The following is a 17,114-nucleotide window of genomic DNA, read 5'->3' as shown; positions in this document are numbered from 1 at the left end:
TTGACGAACCGGATTGTTCTTTTCGGTCTAGCGAGCCTGGTCTCGGTGTGCCTCGTCACGGCAGGCGGCTATCTCTACTTCCGCACATTCTCGCCGGATCGCGATAAATATCCGGTCAGGGGCATCGACGTCTCCCATCATCAGGGCCAGATCGATTGGCGGCGCGTAGCCGCCGACGATGTCGCCTTTGCCGTCATCAAGGCGACCGAAGGCGGCGATCATGTCGATGATGCTTTCGCACGGAATTTGGAAGAGGCCCGGGCCGCCGGTCTCGCCGTCGGCGCCTATCACTTTTTCACCTTTTGCCGGCCGGGTGCGGACCAGGCGAAGAATTTCATCTCGGTGGTGCCGCACGATCAGTCCCTGCTGCCACCCGTGGTCGATATCGAATTCGGCGGCAACTGCCCGCAGCGGCCGACGCCCGAACAATTGAACGCCGAACTGGCCGCGTTCCTCGCTCCAGTCGAGGCGGCGTTCGGCAAGCCGGCGGTGGTCTATCTGACCGACGACGCAGCGGAAGCGTATGCAGGGCGCATTGCTGCCCGTCCGCTCTGGCTCCGCTCATTGCTCCTGGAGCCGGATCGCGACGACTGGGTCTACTGGCAATACCACAACAGGGGTCGCGTCGACGGCATCAACGGCGATGTCGACCTGAATGTGCTGCAGGGTGGTCCGGAGAAATTGGCCGAGCTGTTCGCTGCACCTTGATCAGACGAATTCCGCTGGCGAGATGGAGAACCAAATGTCGGCGCGCTGATCCGTGTTACGCAGCGTTCCGTCCTGCCTGCGCGCTCACGAAGGTCAGTTTCAGACCAAGCGCCTCGGCCACTTTCATGATCGTTGCGAATTCGGGATTCCCTTCGCCGCTCAGGGCCTTGTAGAGAGCCTGTCGCGTCATACCGGCTTTCTCGGCAAGTCTCGTCATGTTCTGCGCACGCGCAATGACGCCAAGCGCATGAGCAATCTCCGCTGCGGTGCCATCTTCGCACGTCGCCGCCAGATATGCTTCGATTGCCTCTGGAGTGTCGAGATATTCGGCTCCGTCAAAGGCTGTGACTTTCATTGCCATATTGCCTTGTCCTTCCATTCCTTGGCGAGTTTTTTTGCGGCTGCGATGTCTCTGCTTTGCGTTCCTTTGTCGCCACCGCAAAGGAGCAGCACGCACAAGCTGCCTGCTTGGAGGAAATAGATGCGGTAGCCAGGACCATGGTCGATCCGCATTTCGCTTATGCCCTCGCCAACGGGCTTGACGTCTCCCGGATTGCCTACAGTCAGTCGGTCGATGCGCCGAACAATGCGGGCTTTTGCTTGCGCGTCGCGGAGGTCTTCGAGCCAGCGTTTGAATGTATCGGTTTCGGAAACCTGCATCATGGTAACTGTAAACCATGGTTGACTATTGTCAAGGGGAGAAGCTGAATTGCTTATCGTGCCTACTTGCCCAAGAACGCCGCTATCTGGCTGAAAACGCTGACGAACATTGCCTCGGTCAGCACGCCGGTATTGGTGTTGTAGCGTGAGCAGTGATAGCTCGAAAACAGCGTGACGCCACCGGCCGGCAGCTGCCCGCCATGCTTGAACGGGTAGGCGGCGACGCGCCCACCCAGCGCCCGCACCGTCGACTGATGCGCGATCGATCCCAGTGCCAGCACGGCGCGCAAATTAGGGAACCTGGCGATCGTCGGCACCAGGAATGTCCGGCAGGTGGCAATCTCTGCGCCCACCGGCTTGTTCTCCGGCGGCACGCAGCGCACCGCGTTGGTGATCGCGGTGCCGACCAACTCCAATCCGTCATCGGGCCGGGCCTTGAACTCTCCGCGCGCAAAACCGTGGGAAATCAGCGTCGAGTAGAGAAGGTCGCCGGCATAGTCGCCGGTGAACGGACGGCCCGTTCGATTGGCACCGCGAAGGCCAGGCGCCAGCCCGACGATCAGCAGTTGGACCGTCGCGTCACCTTCCGGGGGCAGGAAAGTCGGCACCGGCGCATTGAACCAGGATGGCTCGCGCTGCCGCCACTCGGCGATAAAGTCATGCAGCCGCGGGCAAAGCGGGCAATCGTGGCTGGGCTCGGAGGCGGAAAGGGCGGTCAAGGCGACCGGCCTCAGTAATCATCCTCGTCGACTTCGGCCGGCTCGGGCCTGCGCACCGGCCGCTCGGAAGGATCGCGGCCAACGTCGTTCTTCAAGGTCGTCAGGTCGATGAAATGGTCGGCCTGGCGGCGCAGGTCGTCGGAGATCATCGGCGGCTGCGAGGCCATGGTCGAGACGATCGACACCTTGCGGCCACGCCGCTGCAGCGCCTCGACCAGCGTGCGGAAGTCGCCGTCGCCGGAAAAGATGACGTAGTGGTCGACGACATCGGCGAGCTGCAGCGCATCGACCGCAAGCTCGATGTCCATATTGCCCTTGATCTTGCGGCGACCGGTCGAGTCGGTGAACTCCTTGGCCGGCTTGGTGACCACCTTGAAGCCATTATAGTCGAGCCAGTCGATCAGCGGACGGATCGAGGAGTATTCCTGATCCTCGACCAGCGCCGTGTAATAATAGGCGCGCAGGAGATAGCCACGTTTCTGGAAGCTCGACAGCAGCTTGCGATAGTCGATGTCGAAGCCGAGCGCGCGCGACGTCGCATAGAGATTGGCGCCGTCGATGAATAGGGCGATTTTTTCACGAGGGTCGAACATGGAAAATATTCCTTCTCGAAATAAACGGCCGTCTAAACGAAATGCGATAGCGACGTTCGGTCAGGCTCATAATAAACCGGCTGACCCTACGCATCCGAGATAGCGCCAGATTCACGGCAATCCAAGGGCGCGTGCGGCACTGCAAGCAATTGTGATCAGGATACCGAACACATAAGCACAGCCAGTTTTTGCCGAACCCGGTGTTTGAACGAGGGATTGGGCGCCCTGCAGCCCGGCCATTGCCATGATGCTTGTATTTTGGCGGCGTTCGGGTTATGGACCGCGCCTGTTTTCCATCAAATCCATCGCATGAAAGGGGCAATCCATGGCCCGCGTAACCGTTGAAGATTGCATCGACAAGGTCGACAACCGCTTCGAACTGGTGCTCTTGGCCGGCCACCGTGCCCGGCAGATCAGCCAGGGCGCGCCGATCACCGTGCCGCGTGACAACGACAAGAACCCGGTCGTGGCGCTGCGCGAGATCGCCGATGAGACGCTGTCGCCCGACGACCTCAAGGAAGATCTGATCCATTCGCTGCAGAAGCATGTCGAGGTCGACGAGCCCGAGGCCGATGGCGAGGCGATTGCCGATCAGACCGGCACCGCCGTTGCTGCCACCGACGCCGATGACGCCGAGGAGAACATCACCTTCGACCGCATGACCGAGGAAGATCTCCTGGCCGGCATCGAGGGTCTGGTGCCACCGGAAAAGAGCGACGACTACTAAGAGCCTGGATCAAGCATCCGGCACTTCCGTCCTGGCAGTTTCGTGGCTATCTATGACATGCGCCGTACAGCAGTGCGGCGCATGATTCATTTCACCGCTGCGAGATCCCGCCCATGATGCGTCAGTATGAGCTTGTCGAGCGCGTCCAGCGCTACAAGCCTGACGTCAACGAGGCGTTGCTCAACAAGGCCTATGTCTATGCCATGCAGAAGCATGGCCACCAGAAGCGCGCTTCCGGCGACCCGTATTTCTCGCACCCGCTCGAAGTCGCCGCCATCCTCACCGAGATGCATATGGACGAGGCGACCATCGCGGTCGCCCTGCTGCACGACACGATCGAGGACACGACCGCCACACGGGCCGAGATCGACGATCTGTTCGGCCCCGAAATGGGCAAGCTGGTCGAGGGCCTGACCAAGCTGAAGAAGCTTGATCTCGTCTCGAAGAAGGCCGAGCAGGCGGAAAACCTGAGAAAACTTCTGCTGGCGATTTCGGAAGATGTCCGCGTGCTGCTGGTCAAGCTCGCCGACCGTTTGCACAATATGCGCACCCTCGACCACATGCCGGAGGCCAAGCGCCTGCGCATCGCCGAGGAGACGATGGATATCTATGCGCCGCTGGCCGGGCGCATGGGCATGCAAGGCATGCGCGAGGAGCTGGAGGAGATCGCCTTCCGCTTCATCAATCCGGAGGCCTATCGCGCCGTCACCGCACGGCTTGCCGAAATCTTCGAGCGCAACAAGGGCGTGCTGACGGACATTGAAAAGGCTCTGTCCACGCTGTTCGAGAAGCATGCGATCAACGCCGGCGTGAAGAGCCGGCAGAAGAAGCCGTGGTCGGTGTTCCGCAAGATGGAGGCCAAGGCCCTGTCCTTCGAGCAGCTCTCGGATATTTTCGGCTTCCGCGTCGTCGTCGACACGGTCGAGGACTGTTACCGGGCGCTTGGCGCCATCCACACCGCGTGGTCGATGGTGCCGGGCCGCTTCAAGGACTACATCTCGACGCCGAAGCAGAACGATTATCGGTCGATCCACACCACCATTGTCGGCCCGTCGCGCCAGCGTGTCGAGCTGCAGATCCGCACCCGAGAGATGAACAAGATCGCCGAATACGGCGTCGCCGCGCATTCGATCTACAAGGACACCGGCGGCAAGACGAATGGCGCCGCCCACGCGATTTCGAAGGAAACCAACGCCTATGCCTGGCTGCGGCGCACCATCGAGCAGCTTGCCGAAGGCGACAATCCCGAGGATTTCCTCGAAAATACCAAGCTGGAACTGTTCCAGGACCAGGTGTTCTGCTTCACCCCGAAAGGCATGCTGATTGCGCTGCCGCGCGGCGCGACACCGATCGACTTCGCCTACGCGGTGCATACCGATGTCGGCGACACCTGCGTCGGTGCCAAGGTCAACGGCCGCATCATGCCGCTGATGACGGAACTGAAGAACGGCGATGAGGTCGAGATCATCCGCTCCAAGGCGCAGGTTCCGCCGGCGGCGTGGGAATCGGTCGTCGTCACCGGCAAGGCGCGCTCGGCCATCCGCCGTGCCACCAAGAACGCCATCCGCAAGCAATATTCGGGTCTCGGCATTCGCATCCTGGAACGCGCCTTCGAGCGTGCCGGCAAGACCTTCACCAAGGAGAGCCTGAAGCAGGTGCTGCACCGGTTGGCGCGCAAGGACATCGAGGATGTGCTGGCCTCTGTCGGGCGTGGCGAACTCGCCTCCACCGACGTCATGAAGGCGGTATTCCCCGACTACAAGGATGAGCGCGTCACCACGGCCGTCCCCAAGCCGCGAGAGGAGGGCTGGTCGAAAATCCGCAATGCCGCCGGCATGCTGTTCCAGATTCCGGGTCGCGCCGCGCGCAAGGACAAGGACCAGCCGCGCGATGGCGCCGTGCCGATCCGCGGTGTGCGCGGCGATCTGCCGGTACGTTTCGCGCCGGAGGGGGCAGTGCCTGGCGATCGCATCGTCGGCATCGTCCAGCCGGGCACCGGCATCACCATCTATCCGATCCAGTCGCCGGCGCTGCAGGCGTTCGATGATCAGCCCGAGCGCTGGATCGACGTGCGCTGGGACATCGACGAGCGCACCAAGGAACGCTTTCCGGCGCGCGTATCGGTCACCGCCATCAACGCGCCGGGGTCACTCGCCGATATAGCGCAGGTGGTTGCCTCGAACGACGCCAACATCCATACGCTGTCGATGGTGCGCACTGCTCCCGACTTCACCGAAATGCTGATCGATCTCGAAGTCTGGGATCTCAAGCACCTCAACCGGCTGCTGTCGCAGCTCAAGGACAATTCGAGCGTCAGCGACGCAAGACGCGTCAATGGCTAGACCATGCTCCGGTTTCGGACAAAGTCATGGTCAATCAAAAAGAGGCAGACATGAACACCGATGAAGTGCTGGGCATTTTCCGCGAGGCGGGTGCTGTTCTGGAAGGGCATTTCATTTTGACCTCGGGCCTGCGCAGTCCGGTCTTCCTGCAGAAGGCGCGCGTGTTCATGCATGCCGACAAGACCGAGCTTCTGTGCAAGGCGTTGGCCGAGAAGATCCGCGCTGGCGTGCCCGGCAACATCGACTATGTCGTCGGCCCGGCGATCGGCGGGCTGATTCCGGCCTATGAGACCTCGCGTCATCTCCGCATGCCGGCGATCTGGGTCGAGCGGGAAGGCGGCAAGTTCCGCTTGCGCCGCTTCGAGATCGCCAGGGGCTCGCGTGTCGTCATCGTCGAGGACATCGTCACCACTGGCCTGTCGATCCGTGAGACCATCGAGTGCCTGCGCGATCTTGGCGCCGAGGTGGTGGCCGCGGCCTGCATCATTGATCGTTCGGCTGGCAAGACCGATGTCGGTGTGCCGCTCATCGCGCTTGCCGAGTATGAGGTCCCGGCCTATCCGGCCGACCGGCTGCCGCCGGAGCTTGCCGCCATCCCGGCGATCAAGCCCGGCAGCCGCAACATCTGACGAGTGTGAAACCGGGGAGGCGAAAATGATCGCAGGCATCGATCATTTCGTGCTGACGGTCGCTTCGCTGGAAGTGACCTGTGAGTTTTACCAGCGCGTGCTGGGTTTTGAGCGCATCGACGCGGCGGATCGGCCGACGGCGCTGGCTTTCGGTACCCATAAGATCAATGTGCATGAGGTCGGCCGCACTTTCGAGCCCAAGGCGAAGTCGCCGACATCAGGATCAGGTGATTTCTGCCTGATCACCGACCGGCCACTGGATGAGGTCCGTGCCCGGCTCGCGGCCAATGGTGTGGCGGTGGAACTCGGCCCGGTCGAACGTGTCGGGGCTAGAGGTCCTATGATGTCGGTCTATTTCCGTGACCCAGACGGCAATCTGGTCGAGGTCAGCGAATACCTGCGGTAGCCGCCGGCGACGATGCGCCTTTCGGCGATGCGACTGCCGGTTCCCTAAATTCGCCGCGATTATCCATGTTCGAAGCAAGACCTGCCGCCCCGAAGGGCGGCGACAAGCGCGGCGCACAGAAGGTGTTTGGTTGTTCTTGCGCCAGCGCGTCGTTATATAAGGTGGCGATTGCCATAGGGTGATCGTCAAGCGCAAGATGTGGCTGCCACGCCCGGCTGAAGATGCCGTTGCGGGCGCTGTGGAACGGGAACAGAGTGCTTTTTCGACGCCGCAAGCCTGATGGCCTTTATGAGCGGGTGCGTACCTACCTTTGGCCGCGCCGCTCGTTTTCGCGCTCGCTTCAGTATTTTTCCAAGCGCATCCTGCGGCTGAAGGCCACACCGCATGCGGTGGCGGCCGGTGTTGCGGCCGGTGTCTTCGCTTCATTCTTCCCCGTCGGGTTCCATTTCATCATCGCTGCCATCCTGTGCTGGGTGATCGCCGGCAATCTGGTGGCGGCGGCGCTTGGCGCGGTCTTTTTCGGCAACCCGCTAACCTTCCCGTTGCTATGGGGCGCGTCGTGGGAAACGGGCAAGCTCATCCTGCATGACCGCTTGCCGACGCATGGGCCGCCGGCACATCTGGGCGAGATGCTGCATAACCTCTCCTTCGCGCAATTGTGGAAACCGGTCCTTGAACCGATGCTGATCGGCGCGGTTCCGCTCGGGCTCGCCTTCGGGCTGCTGTTCTACGCCATCACGCGCTGGGGGATGAACGCTTTCCGCGAACAGCGGCGCAAGCGTCTGGCCGAGCGTGCAAGCCGGCATGCGCAATCGTCTCATCCCGGCGCAAGCATCGGTTCCACTGCGCGATGATCATCGGCATCGGCAGCGACCTGATCGACATCAGACGCATCGAAAAGTCGCTGGAGCGTCACGGCCAGCGCTTCATCCAGAGAATCTACACCGAGATCGAACAGGCCCGCTCCGAAAACCGGCAGGCGCGTGCTGCCTCCTATGCCAAGCGTTTCGCTGCCAAGGAGGCCTGCGCCAAGGCGCTGGGCACCGGTCTGGCGCAGGGCGTGTTCTGGCGCGACATGGGTGTCGTCAACCTGCCCAGTGGCGCGCCGACCATGGCGCTGACGGGAGGAGCGCAGGCCAGGCTGGACAAAATCCTGCCAAAAGACCATCGCGCGGCAATCCACCTCACCATCACGGATGATTTCCCGCTCGCTCAAGCCTTTGTGATCATCGAGGCGCTGCCCGTCGAAGAAGCGCCACATTGATTGCCTCTGACGACCGGCATTGACGTTGCCCAGCGCGCGCCGAGACTCTATACCATCCAACGCACAATCGAGGACGACATGAGCGTGGCTGAAAAATCCGAGAAGAAATCCGGCGGGCTTGGCGAGACCGTCAGCGTCATCGTCCAGGCGCTTTTGCTCGCCCTGGTCATCCGCACGCTGCTGTTCCAGCCTTTTTCGATCCCGTCGGGATCGATGCGGCCGACGCTTTTGGAAGGCGACTATCTGTTCGTCACCAAATGGTCCTACGGCTATTCGCGCTATTCGCTGCCTTTCGGACCCGATATTTTTTCGGGCCGCATCTGGGGCTCCGAGCCGAAGCGCGGCGACGTAGCGGTTTTCAAGTTCCCGCCTGATCCGTCCGTCGACTACATCAAGCGCGTTGTCGGCCTGCCGGGTGACAAGATCCAGGTCAAGGACGGCCAGCTGTTCATCAACGGCGTCGGCGTGCCGCGCGTGAAAACAGGCCAGATCGACAATCCCGACATCACCGAGGAATCGCGCCCGATCGATGTGTATCGTGAGACCTTGCCCAACGGCGTCAGCTACGACACGCTCGACCTGAATTCGAACTCGATCGGCGACAACACCCGCGAATTCGACGTGCCGCCCGGCCACTATTTCATGATGGGCGACAACCGGGACAATTCCGCCGACAGCCGTTTCACCGTCGGCTACGTTCCCGCGGAAAATCTGGTTGGCCGCGCCAATCTTGTTTTCTTCTCGATCGCCGGCAAGGCGAGCCCTCTCGAAATCTGGAAATGGCCGTCGCTGATGCGCGCTTCGCGCCTGTTCCACTTCGTCAATTGATGGCTTTGAAGCGTCCGACAGGCGAAACTCTGGCCGGTTTGGTGAAGGCCAAGACCGGCCACGTCTTCAAGGATGTCCGTTTGCTCGAGACCGCCCTGACGCATTCCAGCGCGGTCAAGGCGGCCAGCAACAACCAGCGTCTGGAATTCCTTGGCGACCGCGTGCTTGGGCTTGTCGTCGCCGATATGCTTTTCGAGAAATTTCCCGATGCGCCGGAAGGTGAAATCGCGCCGCGCTTCAATGCGCTGGTCGATGCGCGGACATGCTCCGAAATCGGCATCGAAATGCAGCTGGAGGATCTGGTCCGCGCCGATTCCGCCTTGAAGATGCGGTCGCGTGGCTCGGGCGGAAACTATCTGGCGGATGCGGTCGAAGCGCTGATCGCGGCGGTTTACGTCGACGGTGGCATCGAGGCCGCGCGGCGGTTCGTCCTGCGCTACTGGGAACCGCGCTCGCATACGGTGATCGCAAAGCCGCTCAATCCGAAATCCGATCTGCAGGAATGGATTGCCAAGACCAGCGATGCGCGCCCTGAATATGTGATCGAAAAGCGAGAAGGCCCGGACCACCAGCCCGTCTTCACCGTGTCCTTGCAGGTCCGCGGCTTTGCGCCGATAAGCGGTACTGGCGGCTCCCGCAGGGTTGCCGAAGAAGCGGCGGCTTCGGCATTTCTTTTGCGCGAAGGCGTCTGGGCCACCACGTCGGCCCAAAAATCGGAGCGCGCGCGCTCAAGTGAAGGGAGTGCGGCATGACCGCCACCGAAGAGCCGGCGACCGCAGCCGCCACGCATTCCGGCTTTGTCGCGCTGATCGGCGCGCCCAACGCGGGCAAGTCGACGCTGGTCAACCAGTTGGTCGGCGCCAAGGTGTCGATCGTCACCCACAAGGTGCAGACGACCCGCGCCATCGTGCGCGGCATCGCCACGCATGACAATGCGCAGATCGTTTTCGTCGACACGCCCGGCATCTTCAAGCCGAGGCGGAGGCTCGACACAGCGATGGTGACCACCGCCTGGGGCGGGGCCAAGGACGCCGACATCGTGCTGCTTTTGATCGATGCCGAACGCGGCATCAGGGGCGACGCCGACGCCATCCTCGAACGGCTGAAGGATGTGCGCCAGCCGATGGTGCTGATCCTCAACAAGGTCGACCGCGTCAAGCACGAAGCGCTGCTGGCTCTGTCGGCGGCAGCGAACGAAAGGGTGCCGTTCAAGCGCACCTTCATGGTTTCGGCGCTGACTGGTTCCGGCTGCAAGGACGTGCTCGATTATCTGGCCGCGGCTCTGCCGGTCGGTCCCTGGTACTATCCGGAAGACCAGATCTCGGACCTGCCGATGCGCCAGCTCGCGGCCGAGATCACGCGCGAGAAGCTGTATCTCAGGCTGCATCAGGAATTGCCCTATTCCTCGCATATCGAGACCGAGAAATGGGAAGAGAAGCCGGATGGCTCGGTGCGCATCGACCAGACCATCTATGTCGAGCGCGACAGCCAGAAGAAGATCGTTCTCGGCCACAAGGGCGAGACCATCCGCGCCATCGGCCAGGCGGCGCGCATGGAGATAGCAGGCATCCTCGAACAGAAGGTGCACCTGTTCCTTTTCGTCAAGGTGCGCGAGAACTGGGGCGACGACCCCGAGCGCTACCGCGAGATGGGGCTCGAGTTTCCGCGCTAGACCGAAGGTCCGCGTAGCGACAGCGGCAAGCGGTTTTCGGAGAGTTCAAATAAATCGCCCCAGATCCATGGTCAGCAATCTGAACATCGACACGGCGCTTGTCAGCCGACTGGTCGCCACGCAGGAGTGATCTTGCGGTCAGACCGGTCGAGATTGGCAGCTGAGGCTTCTATCTTGGCGACGAGATGAGGTGGAAAAGGGCGATCCCGCCTGTGATCTGGCAATTGCCTGGACGCTTTTCGAGGGCAAAAGCCGGGAAGCGTTCTGCGCCGGCCTTCCCGCCGACGAAGCGATGATGCGCAAGCGCTGATCACGGTCGCCGGACACATCGGCACCAATCCCGTCGAGGTTGAAAAATCCTGGCACGTAATCGATGAAGTGCTTGCCGATCACGCGCGGGCGTGAAGCGCCGAACGATAAGCCGCTCTAGCCAACCAGAACCCAGTCCCGTCGCCGAACCAACCGTCATGCCTCGGCGCGACGAGGGAAATTCTAACCGAAACGACGCTTTCCCGGACTTATGGAGTGCCGATCCGCCTGATCGAGGCGGGCGACCACGTCGCCTGCGTCGCCAAGGTCGACCGAGAGGCGTCGCGAAGGAATCGTCTTCAACGGTTGACTGCTGTCACAATCAGCGACGCGACAGCGCTCCAGGGAGTTTCGATCGCTTTGGAAGAGGCAGACAGGCTTGGAGGCGTCATCCCGCTTTTCGCCTCGGTATCAAAGTGGGTTTGGCGGATCGGCGTCATCTGACGATAAAGGGGGCGGCAAGATTCAGGTATATTTCGGTGTAAATCAGGTAGATATTCCGCATTATGCGGTCATTTTGGAAATATAGCACGTCAGAATTGTATTTAGCCGCGAAAGTATCGGTATATATATTTAATATATGACGTTGTGCCAGTTGTGCCATTCGCTATCATGGCAAGTGTTATTTGTGCAACACACCATTAATCTGTTCACAGAAATGGCATTATTCCGGAAATCGTCATTGAAGGCAGATGATCGATGGGTATGTTCGCCGCTGAAAAGGGCGAGCGGTGCGAGCCTTTTTCGTTGTGGGGGTGAGGCGGGAAAACATTGCCGCCAGCCACAAATCCGAAGCCATTTATAACTATGACTGGAGAGGTCAGAAAATGAACATCAAGAGCCTCCTTCTCGGCTCAGCCGCGGCCCTGATCGCGGTCAGCGGCGCACGCGCCGCCGACGCTGTCGTCGTCGCCGAACCGGAACCGGCCGAATACGTCAAGATCTGCGACGTCTACGGCGCCGGTTACTTCTACATTCCGGGCACCGAGACCTGCCTGCGCATCGGCGGCTACCTCCGCTATGACATGGGCGTCGGCGATTCCGGCGCGCTGGATGGCGCCAATAACGTTGCCGATCACATGGACGGCGATAGGAACGACACCTACTACAAGAACATGCGCTTCACGCTGAGGACTTATACCGGCCAGGAAACCGAGCTCGGCACATTGAAGACCTTCACCGAGACCCGCTTCCAGTTCGGCAACTCCTCCGGCGACTATACGGGTGACGGGACCGGCTGGCAGGCCGGCAACAAGGCCACCACCCTCAACTTCGCCTGGATCCAGCTCGGTGGCCTGCGCGTCGGTAAGGATGAAACGGTATACGACCAGTTCATCGGTTATGCCGGCAATGTCATCCAGGACACGCTCATCCCGTATGGTGTCAAGGATACCAATCTCATCAGCTACTACTTCGACGCTGGCAGCGGCTTTACGGGCGTGGTCTCGCTCGAAGAAGGCACCGCCGTCAACACGATCGACAGCTACGTTCCGCATGTCGTCGGCGGCTTGAAGTACAAGGGCGACTGGGGTGCGATCACCGGCGTCGTCGCCTATGACAGCAACTACGAGGAAGTGTCCGGCAAGGTCCGTTTGGACGTCAACGTCAGCAAGGAGCTGACGCTGTTCGTCATGGGCGGCTACGGCACCAACGACAACATCAACGACTTCGGCACAGGCCGGACCCAATACAAGCCATGGGGCGGAAACTGGGCGATCTGGGGCGGCGGCACCTACAAGTTCAACGACAAGACCTCGTTCAACGCCCAGATCTCCTATGACGACTGGAAGAACCTCGGCGTCGCCGCAAACGTGGCTTACACCATCGTGCCCGGCTACACGATCACGGCTGAAGTCGATTACCTCAATGCAGGAAAATTCGACGACTTCGACTTCAACAACTGGACCAAGGCCGACAAGAAGAGCAGCGTCGGCGGCATCGTTCGCTTCCAGCGCAATTTCTAACAGTCGACTGACCTCACCAGCCCGCCCGCAGCACATCGCTGCGGGCGGTTTTTTATGCCATTGGCATGAGAGTTACCCGGGGGCCAAGCCGATACCTTGATTTCGCCACCCGATCGGTGAAAAGCTCCTGAAATGGAATGGCGCGACGAGGGAATCATTCTCGGCACCCGCAAGCATGGCGAAACCAGCGCCATTCTCGAGGTGTTGACGCGCGCGCATGGCCGTCATCTCGGCCTTGTTCGCGGCGGCCGTTCGCGCAAGCAGCAGCCCGTGCTCCAGCCCGGCAATCGCGTCGACCTGTTGTGGCGTGCGCGGCTTGATGAACATCTCGGCACGTTCCAGGCCGAGGCGATCGAGATGAACGCGGCCCGGTTGATGGACAGCGCCGTCGCCGTCTACGGCTTGCAGACCATGGCCGCGCATCTGCGCCTGCTGCCCGAGCGCGATGCGCATGAAGGTCTCTACGAAACGCTTGCCGTGATGATCGTCCATCTCGACGATGCCGAAATTGCCGGCGAACTGGTGGCGCGCTTCGAGCTTCTGGTGTTGGACGAACTCGGCTTCGGCCTCGATCTCAGCCAATGCGCCGCCACCGGCACGCGACAGGACCTGGCCTATGTCTCGCCGAAGTCGGGACGCGCGGTATCGCGCGAAGCCGGTTTGCCATGGCGCGACAAGATGCTGGCTCTGCCGGCTTTCCTGCAGCGCGGCTCCGGCCTGCGCGCCGATGCGGCAGCGGTCGACGACGCCTTCCGGCTCACCGGCTTCTTCTTCAACCGCCATGTCTATGAGCCGCGCGGCATCGAGCCACCGGACGCTCGTACCGGCTTCCTCGCCGCCTTGCGCAAACATCACGCGCGCGGCAAGGCCATAGCTGGCGAGGACGCAGCCAGAGAAATCATCACATGAGCGAGGTCGAACTTTATCCTGGCCGGGTCTCACCGCTCGGGCTCGGCACCATTCCGCACGCCGACATCCTGAAATACACCGGTTTGGAATTGCTGCAGCGCATCGTCGACGGCAAGTATCCGGCACCGCCGATTTCCTTTCAGCTGAATTTCACTCTCACCGAAGTCTCGGAAGGGCGCGCTGTCTTTCGTGGCATGCCGAGCGAGCGCCATCTCAATCCGCTGGGCAGCGTACATGGCGGCTGGGCGGCGACGCTGCTCGATTCGGCACTGGCCTGTGCCGTGCAGACGCTGCTCGAAAAGGGCGAGGCCTATACCACGGCGGAGTTCAAGGTGAATTTGACGCGTCCCATCACGCCGAAGACCGGCGAGGTGGTGTGCGAGGGCAGGGTTGTTCACAAGGGCCGCACGTTGGCGGTGTCAGAAGCGACGTTGAAGGATGCCGGCGGCAAGCTGCTGGCTTTCGGCACTGAAACATGTTCGATCTTTCCGGCCGCCAATCTGGCGGCGCGTTGACCGGCGGCGCATTGAGTTTTTCCGAGCTTGGATTTTCTGGCCGCTTGGCCGCCGCATTTGAATGTCAGTACGACGAATGTCAGTGAAAACTGGCCTGGTTTGGGGGAACCGCCATGTTTGAAAGCCTGATCGGCCTTGTCGCCATCATCGCCCTGTTCGTCATCATTTCGCGCCAGCAGAGCCGTATAGGCCTTGTCGAGCGCGAACTTGGCGCGCTGCGCAGTCTTGTTCTCTCGGGAGCCTTACCACCGGCGACAAAATCTTCCGAACAGACGGCGGCCGACAATGTGCCCGCCGATATGGCTCCGGCCGCAGCGGCCGCGGCCGATATCGCCCCGCCTGAGGCAAGCGAAGCGGTCACCGTGCAGGCGCCAGCCACGGACACGGAAGACTCGACCGGCGAGATCGTCTCCGGGCCGTGGACCGCTCCAGAACCGGCACCGAAGGCGGTGGATCCCGCGGAGCTTCCCGGAGCGGCGAAAGCCGCCCGCCAATCCGATGTCGAAACCGCGCTCGGAACCCGCTGGGCGGTCTGGGTTGGCGGCATCGCACTGGCGCTGGGCGGCCTGTTCCTGATCCGCTACACCATTGAAGCCGGCATTTTCGGTCCCGGCGTGCGGCTGGCCATGGCCGGCGTGCTCGGCCTGGTGCTGGTCGCCGGCGGCGAGTTCATCCGCCGCACCGGCTTCAAGGTGCCGGTGCAAGGGGCCGCCGGCGCTTATATTCCAGCGATCCTGACGGCTGCCGGTGCCTTCATCCTGTTCGGCACCGTCTATGCCGCGCATGGCATCTACGGCTTCATCGGCCCGGCACTCGCCTTCACGCTGCTCGGCGTCATCGGCGTGACGACGATCGCGGCAGCCCTTGTCCATGGCCAGGCGCTGGCCGGCATCGGCCTTGTCGGCGCCATGGTGACGCCGGTGCTGGTCGCCTCGCAGGCACCCAGTCCCTGGGCGCTGTTCGGCTATCTCGCGATCGTGCTCGCAGCGACCGGCGTCATCGCCCGCATGCGCGACTGGAAATTACTGATGGCGGCCGCCTTTTTCGGCACCGGTGTCTGGACCATCCTCTATATGACCGATGCGCCGGGGGCGAACCTCTCTGCCACCCTGTTCATCGACGCCGTCACGCTGGCCGTGCTCGCCCTTGTCTGGCTCGCTCGCCGTGACGACGAAACCGGGCCGGCCAGGGGTTTCGACTGGCCGTCCATCGTGCCTGGCCTGTTCGTCGCATTCTCGGCGCTGGGCCTGTCGGTCGATCCGGCCTTCGCTGCCGCCGGCTATGCCTTGCCGGGCGCGGTGGTGATCGCCGCGATGGTGGGGGTTGCGCTTTATCGTCCGCTGGCGCTGCCGCTCCTCTATGCCGCGGGACTGGTCACGGTGCTGATCTATCTCGGCATCATCCCGCCAACCTCGATCGCTTCCGAATTTTCGGGCGGTGCCCTGGGCGTCGACGGACTGCCGGTGGCCACGTCCAACGCGCTGACCTTGCGCATCGGCATCGTACTCGGCCTCGTTTTCATCGGCGCCGGCTTCTGGGCCGCGCGCCGGTTTGCCGCCGGCACGCAGATGCGCGCGGCCTCATGGGCAGCGTGGGGCGTCATCGTTCCGCTGGTCGTCCTGCTGGCGCTCTGGTTCACTTTCGGCAATCTCGACCGTGACTTTGTCTACGCTGCCGCGGCGGCACTGCTGGTCGTCATTTTCGCCGCCGGTGGCGAGTGGATCGCGCGGGCCGAGGAGCCGCCGCTCAAGGGCGGTGTCGCGGTGTCGTTTGCCCTGGGCGGCGCGGCCATCGCCGGGCTCCTGCTCATGCATATGGCTTTCGATTCCGGCTGGACCACCATCCTGCTCGGTGCGGCGGCCATCGTGCCGGCGCTGGCCACGCGCTGGCGCGCCTATCCGGTGCTCGGCTGGATTTCGGTCGGCGCTGTGATCGCGGTGCTTGGCCGCGTCGCTTTCGACCCGACCATTGTCGGCGCCGGGTTCCTGTCGAGGACACCGGTCTTCAACTGGCTGTTGCCCGGCTACGGCGTGCCGGCGCTGGCCTTCGGCTTCGCCGCCTGGCAGCTTGCGCGCACCACGAATGGCCGGCCGCGCCTTGCCATGGAAGCGGCGGCGGCGCTGTTTGCGCTGCTCACGCTCGCCATGCTGGTGCGCCACGCCATGCACGGCGGCGTCATCGACACGGGTGCCATGACGCTCGCCGAACAGTCGATCTACACGCTGATCGCCATCGGTACCGGCGCCATCCTGGTCGCCATCGACATGCGCTCGCCAAGCTCGGTGCTGCGCTATGGTTCGATGGCCGCCGGTGTGGCCTCGGTCGCCTTCATCGTTGTCAGGCATTTCGTCTTGCTGAACCCATTGTTCACCGACGAATCGACCGGCCGCATCCCGGTGTTCAACCTGTTGTTCCTCGCCTATCTCTTGCCAGCGGTCGCCGTTGGCGGGCTGGCGCTCTACACCAGGGACAAGCGGCCGAAATGGTATGCGCAGATGTTGGCTGTGGTGGCTGCCGCGCTTGCCTTCGCCTATGCCACGCTCTCGGTGAGGCGTCTGTTCAAGGGCGAGTTCATCGGCTTGTGGAGCGGCCTCGGCCAGCTGGAAACCTACACCTACTCGGCGCTCTGGCTGGTCATCGGTGTGGCGCTGCTCACCGCCGGCGTCTGGCTGAAGTCGCAGGTGCTGCGCATTGCCTCGGCCGCGCTGATCGCGATCGCCGTGCTGAAAGTCTTCATCTTCGACATGTCGGAGTTGGAAGGCGTGCTGCGGGCGCTGTCCTTCATCGGCCTTGGCGCGGTGCTGATCGGCATCGGACTGTTCTATCAGCGGCTGCTGACGCGGGCGGCGAAGGAGACCTGAGGGTTTGG

The 17,114-nt window shown here is 62.2% G+C and carries 18 protein-coding genes; 14 read left to right on the top strand and 4 right to left on the bottom strand.

Annotated features, from left to right (window positions below):
* The gene (locus NKH52_RS10170) at positions 1 to 708 is read left to right on the top strand and encodes a glycoside hydrolase family 25 protein (RefSeq protein ID WP_352730618.1); all 708 of its coding nucleotides are present in this window, start codon (positions 1 to 3) and stop codon (positions 706 to 708) included.
* Between the two features lie 55 nt (positions 709 to 763).
* Here NKH52_RS10170 and NKH52_RS10165 read toward each other — a convergent pair whose 3' ends face one another.
* Genes NKH52_RS10165 through NKH52_RS10150 form a run of 4 tightly spaced genes read right to left on the bottom strand, consistent with a single transcriptional unit; the run spans position 764 to position 2,680 of the window.
* Positions 764 to 1,069, bottom strand: coding sequence for an addiction module antidote protein (locus NKH52_RS10165; RefSeq protein WP_023812859.1), 306 nt, complete (start codon positions 1,067 to 1,069; stop codon positions 764 to 766).
* The gene (locus NKH52_RS10160; RefSeq protein WP_352730616.1) at positions 1,060 to 1,371 is read right to left on the bottom strand and encodes a type II toxin-antitoxin system RelE/ParE family toxin; all 312 of its coding nucleotides are present in this window, start codon (positions 1,369 to 1,371) and stop codon (positions 1,060 to 1,062) included. Before NKH52_RS10160 ends, NKH52_RS10165 begins: the two co-directional genes overlap by 10 nt.
* 59 nt (positions 1,372 to 1,430) lie before the next feature.
* Positions 1,431 to 2,087 (bottom strand): uracil-DNA glycosylase, encoded by a 657-nt coding sequence (locus NKH52_RS10155; RefSeq protein WP_127289377.1) that lies wholly within the window; start codon positions 2,085 to 2,087, stop codon positions 1,431 to 1,433.
* Positions 2,088 to 2,098: 11 nt separating this feature from the next.
* Positions 2,099 to 2,680 carry a LabA-like NYN domain-containing protein gene (locus tag NKH52_RS10150; protein WP_127289375.1) on the bottom strand — a complete coding sequence of 194 codons (582 nt, stop codon included), beginning with the start codon at positions 2,678 to 2,680 and terminating at the stop codon, positions 2,099 to 2,101.
* A gap of 325 nt (positions 2,681 to 3,005) precedes the next feature.
* Between NKH52_RS10150 and rpoZ the strand changes: the two genes are divergently transcribed.
* The 13 genes from rpoZ (at position 3,006) to NKH52_RS10085 (ending at position 17,106) form a co-directional block, all read left to right on the top strand.
* Positions 3,006 to 3,407 carry a DNA-directed RNA polymerase subunit omega gene (gene rpoZ / locus NKH52_RS10145; protein WP_013532591.1) on the top strand — a complete coding sequence of 134 codons (402 nt, stop codon included), beginning with the start codon at positions 3,006 to 3,008 and terminating at the stop codon, positions 3,405 to 3,407.
* A 113-nt stretch (positions 3,408 to 3,520) separates the two neighbouring features.
* Positions 3,521 to 5,749, top strand: a complete 2,229-nt coding sequence (locus NKH52_RS10140) for a RelA/SpoT family protein (protein WP_023812864.1) — start codon at positions 3,521 to 3,523, stop codon at positions 5,747 to 5,749.
* A 50-nt stretch (positions 5,750 to 5,799) separates the two neighbouring features.
* Entirely contained in the window at positions 5,800 to 6,378 is a 579-nt protein-coding gene (pyrE, locus tag NKH52_RS10135; protein WP_352730613.1) for an orotate phosphoribosyltransferase, read from the top strand.
* 25 nt (positions 6,379 to 6,403) lie between these two features.
* Positions 6,404 to 6,784 (top strand): VOC family protein, encoded by a 381-nt coding sequence (locus NKH52_RS10130; protein WP_352630857.1) that lies wholly within the window; start codon positions 6,404 to 6,406, stop codon positions 6,782 to 6,784.
* Between the two features lie 254 nt (positions 6,785 to 7,038).
* Positions 7,039 to 7,638 (top strand): DUF2062 domain-containing protein, encoded by a 600-nt coding sequence (locus NKH52_RS10125; protein ID WP_027038036.1) that lies wholly within the window; start codon positions 7,039 to 7,041, stop codon positions 7,636 to 7,638.
* Positions 7,635 to 8,048, top strand: coding sequence for a holo-ACP synthase (gene acpS, locus NKH52_RS10120; protein ID WP_128303037.1), 414 nt, complete (start codon positions 7,635 to 7,637; stop codon positions 8,046 to 8,048). Before NKH52_RS10125 ends, acpS begins: the two co-directional genes overlap by 4 nt.
* 78 nt (positions 8,049 to 8,126) lie before the next feature.
* Entirely contained in the window at positions 8,127 to 8,876 is a 750-nt protein-coding gene (gene lepB / locus NKH52_RS10115; protein ID WP_013532585.1) for a signal peptidase I, read from the top strand.
* Positions 8,876 to 9,628, top strand: a complete 753-nt coding sequence (rnc, locus tag NKH52_RS10110; RefSeq protein ID WP_352730610.1) for a ribonuclease III — start codon at positions 8,876 to 8,878, stop codon at positions 9,626 to 9,628. Before lepB ends, rnc begins: the two co-directional genes overlap by 1 nt.
* Positions 9,625 to 10,548, top strand: coding sequence for a GTPase Era (gene era / locus NKH52_RS10105; RefSeq protein WP_352730608.1), 924 nt, complete (start codon positions 9,625 to 9,627; stop codon positions 10,546 to 10,548). The genes rnc and era overlap by 4 nt, the downstream gene beginning before the upstream one ends.
* A 1,136-nt stretch (positions 10,549 to 11,684) precedes the next feature.
* Positions 11,685 to 12,821, top strand: a complete 1,137-nt coding sequence (locus NKH52_RS10100) for a porin (protein ID WP_352730606.1) — start codon at positions 11,685 to 11,687, stop codon at positions 12,819 to 12,821.
* Between the two features lie 132 nt (positions 12,822 to 12,953).
* A complete protein-coding gene (recO, locus tag NKH52_RS10095; protein WP_352730605.1) occupies positions 12,954 to 13,730 on the top strand; it encodes a DNA repair protein RecO in 777 nt (258 codons plus the stop codon).
* Positions 13,727 to 14,245: a PaaI family thioesterase gene (locus NKH52_RS10090; protein ID WP_027162667.1), complete on the top strand. Its 519-nt coding sequence runs from the start codon at positions 13,727 to 13,729 to the stop codon at positions 14,243 to 14,245. Before recO ends, NKH52_RS10090 begins: the two co-directional genes overlap by 4 nt.
* 113 nt (positions 14,246 to 14,358) lie before the next feature.
* Positions 14,359 to 17,106: a DUF2339 domain-containing protein gene (locus NKH52_RS10085; RefSeq protein WP_352730602.1), complete on the top strand. Its 2,748-nt coding sequence runs from the start codon at positions 14,359 to 14,361 to the stop codon at positions 17,104 to 17,106.
* Positions 17,107 to 17,114: the final 8 nt, after the last annotated feature.

The organism is Mesorhizobium sp. M1066, from assembly GCF_040318635.1.
Lineage (GTDB): Bacteria > Pseudomonadota > Alphaproteobacteria > Rhizobiales > Rhizobiaceae > Mesorhizobium.
Note: the sequence above shows the minus strand (reverse complement) of the source record. Positions and strands in the feature narration are given on the sequence as shown.

Bases quoted from the DNA above. Each gene is read 5' to 3' on its own strand.
- NKH52_RS10165 (WP_023812859.1), bottom strand. From the start codon at position 1,069: ATGGCAATGAAAGTCACAGCCTTTGACGGAGCCGAATATCTCGACACT.
- NKH52_RS10160 (WP_352730616.1), bottom strand. From the start codon at position 1,371: ATGATGCAGGTTTCCGAAACCGATACATTCAAACGCTGGCTCGAAGAC.
- NKH52_RS10150 (WP_127289375.1), bottom strand. From the start codon at position 2,680: ATGTTCGACCCTCGTGAAAAAATCGCCCTATTCATCGACGGCGCCAAT.
- rpoZ (WP_013532591.1), top strand. From the start codon at position 3,006: ATGGCCCGCGTAACCGTTGAAGATTGCATCGACAAGGTCGACAACCGC.
- NKH52_RS10140 (WP_023812864.1), top strand. From the start codon at position 3,521: ATGATGCGTCAGTATGAGCTTGTCGAGCGCGTCCAGCGCTACAAGCCT.
- pyrE (WP_352730613.1), top strand. From the start codon at position 5,800: ATGAACACCGATGAAGTGCTGGGCATTTTCCGCGAGGCGGGTGCTGTT.
- NKH52_RS10130 (WP_352630857.1), top strand. From the start codon at position 6,404: ATGATCGCAGGCATCGATCATTTCGTGCTGACGGTCGCTTCGCTGGAA.
- acpS (WP_128303037.1), top strand. From the start codon at position 7,635: ATGATCATCGGCATCGGCAGCGACCTGATCGACATCAGACGCATCGAA.
- lepB (WP_013532585.1), top strand. From the start codon at position 8,127: ATGAGCGTGGCTGAAAAATCCGAGAAGAAATCCGGCGGGCTTGGCGAG.
- rnc (WP_352730610.1), top strand. From the start codon at position 8,876: ATGGCTTTGAAGCGTCCGACAGGCGAAACTCTGGCCGGTTTGGTGAAG.
- era (WP_352730608.1), top strand. From the start codon at position 9,625: ATGACCGCCACCGAAGAGCCGGCGACCGCAGCCGCCACGCATTCCGGC.
- NKH52_RS10100 (WP_352730606.1), top strand. From the start codon at position 11,685: ATGAACATCAAGAGCCTCCTTCTCGGCTCAGCCGCGGCCCTGATCGCG.
- recO (WP_352730605.1), top strand. From the start codon at position 12,954: ATGGAATGGCGCGACGAGGGAATCATTCTCGGCACCCGCAAGCATGGC.
- NKH52_RS10090 (WP_027162667.1), top strand. From the start codon at position 13,727: ATGAGCGAGGTCGAACTTTATCCTGGCCGGGTCTCACCGCTCGGGCTC.
- NKH52_RS10085 (WP_352730602.1), top strand. From the start codon at position 14,359: ATGTTTGAAAGCCTGATCGGCCTTGTCGCCATCATCGCCCTGTTCGTC.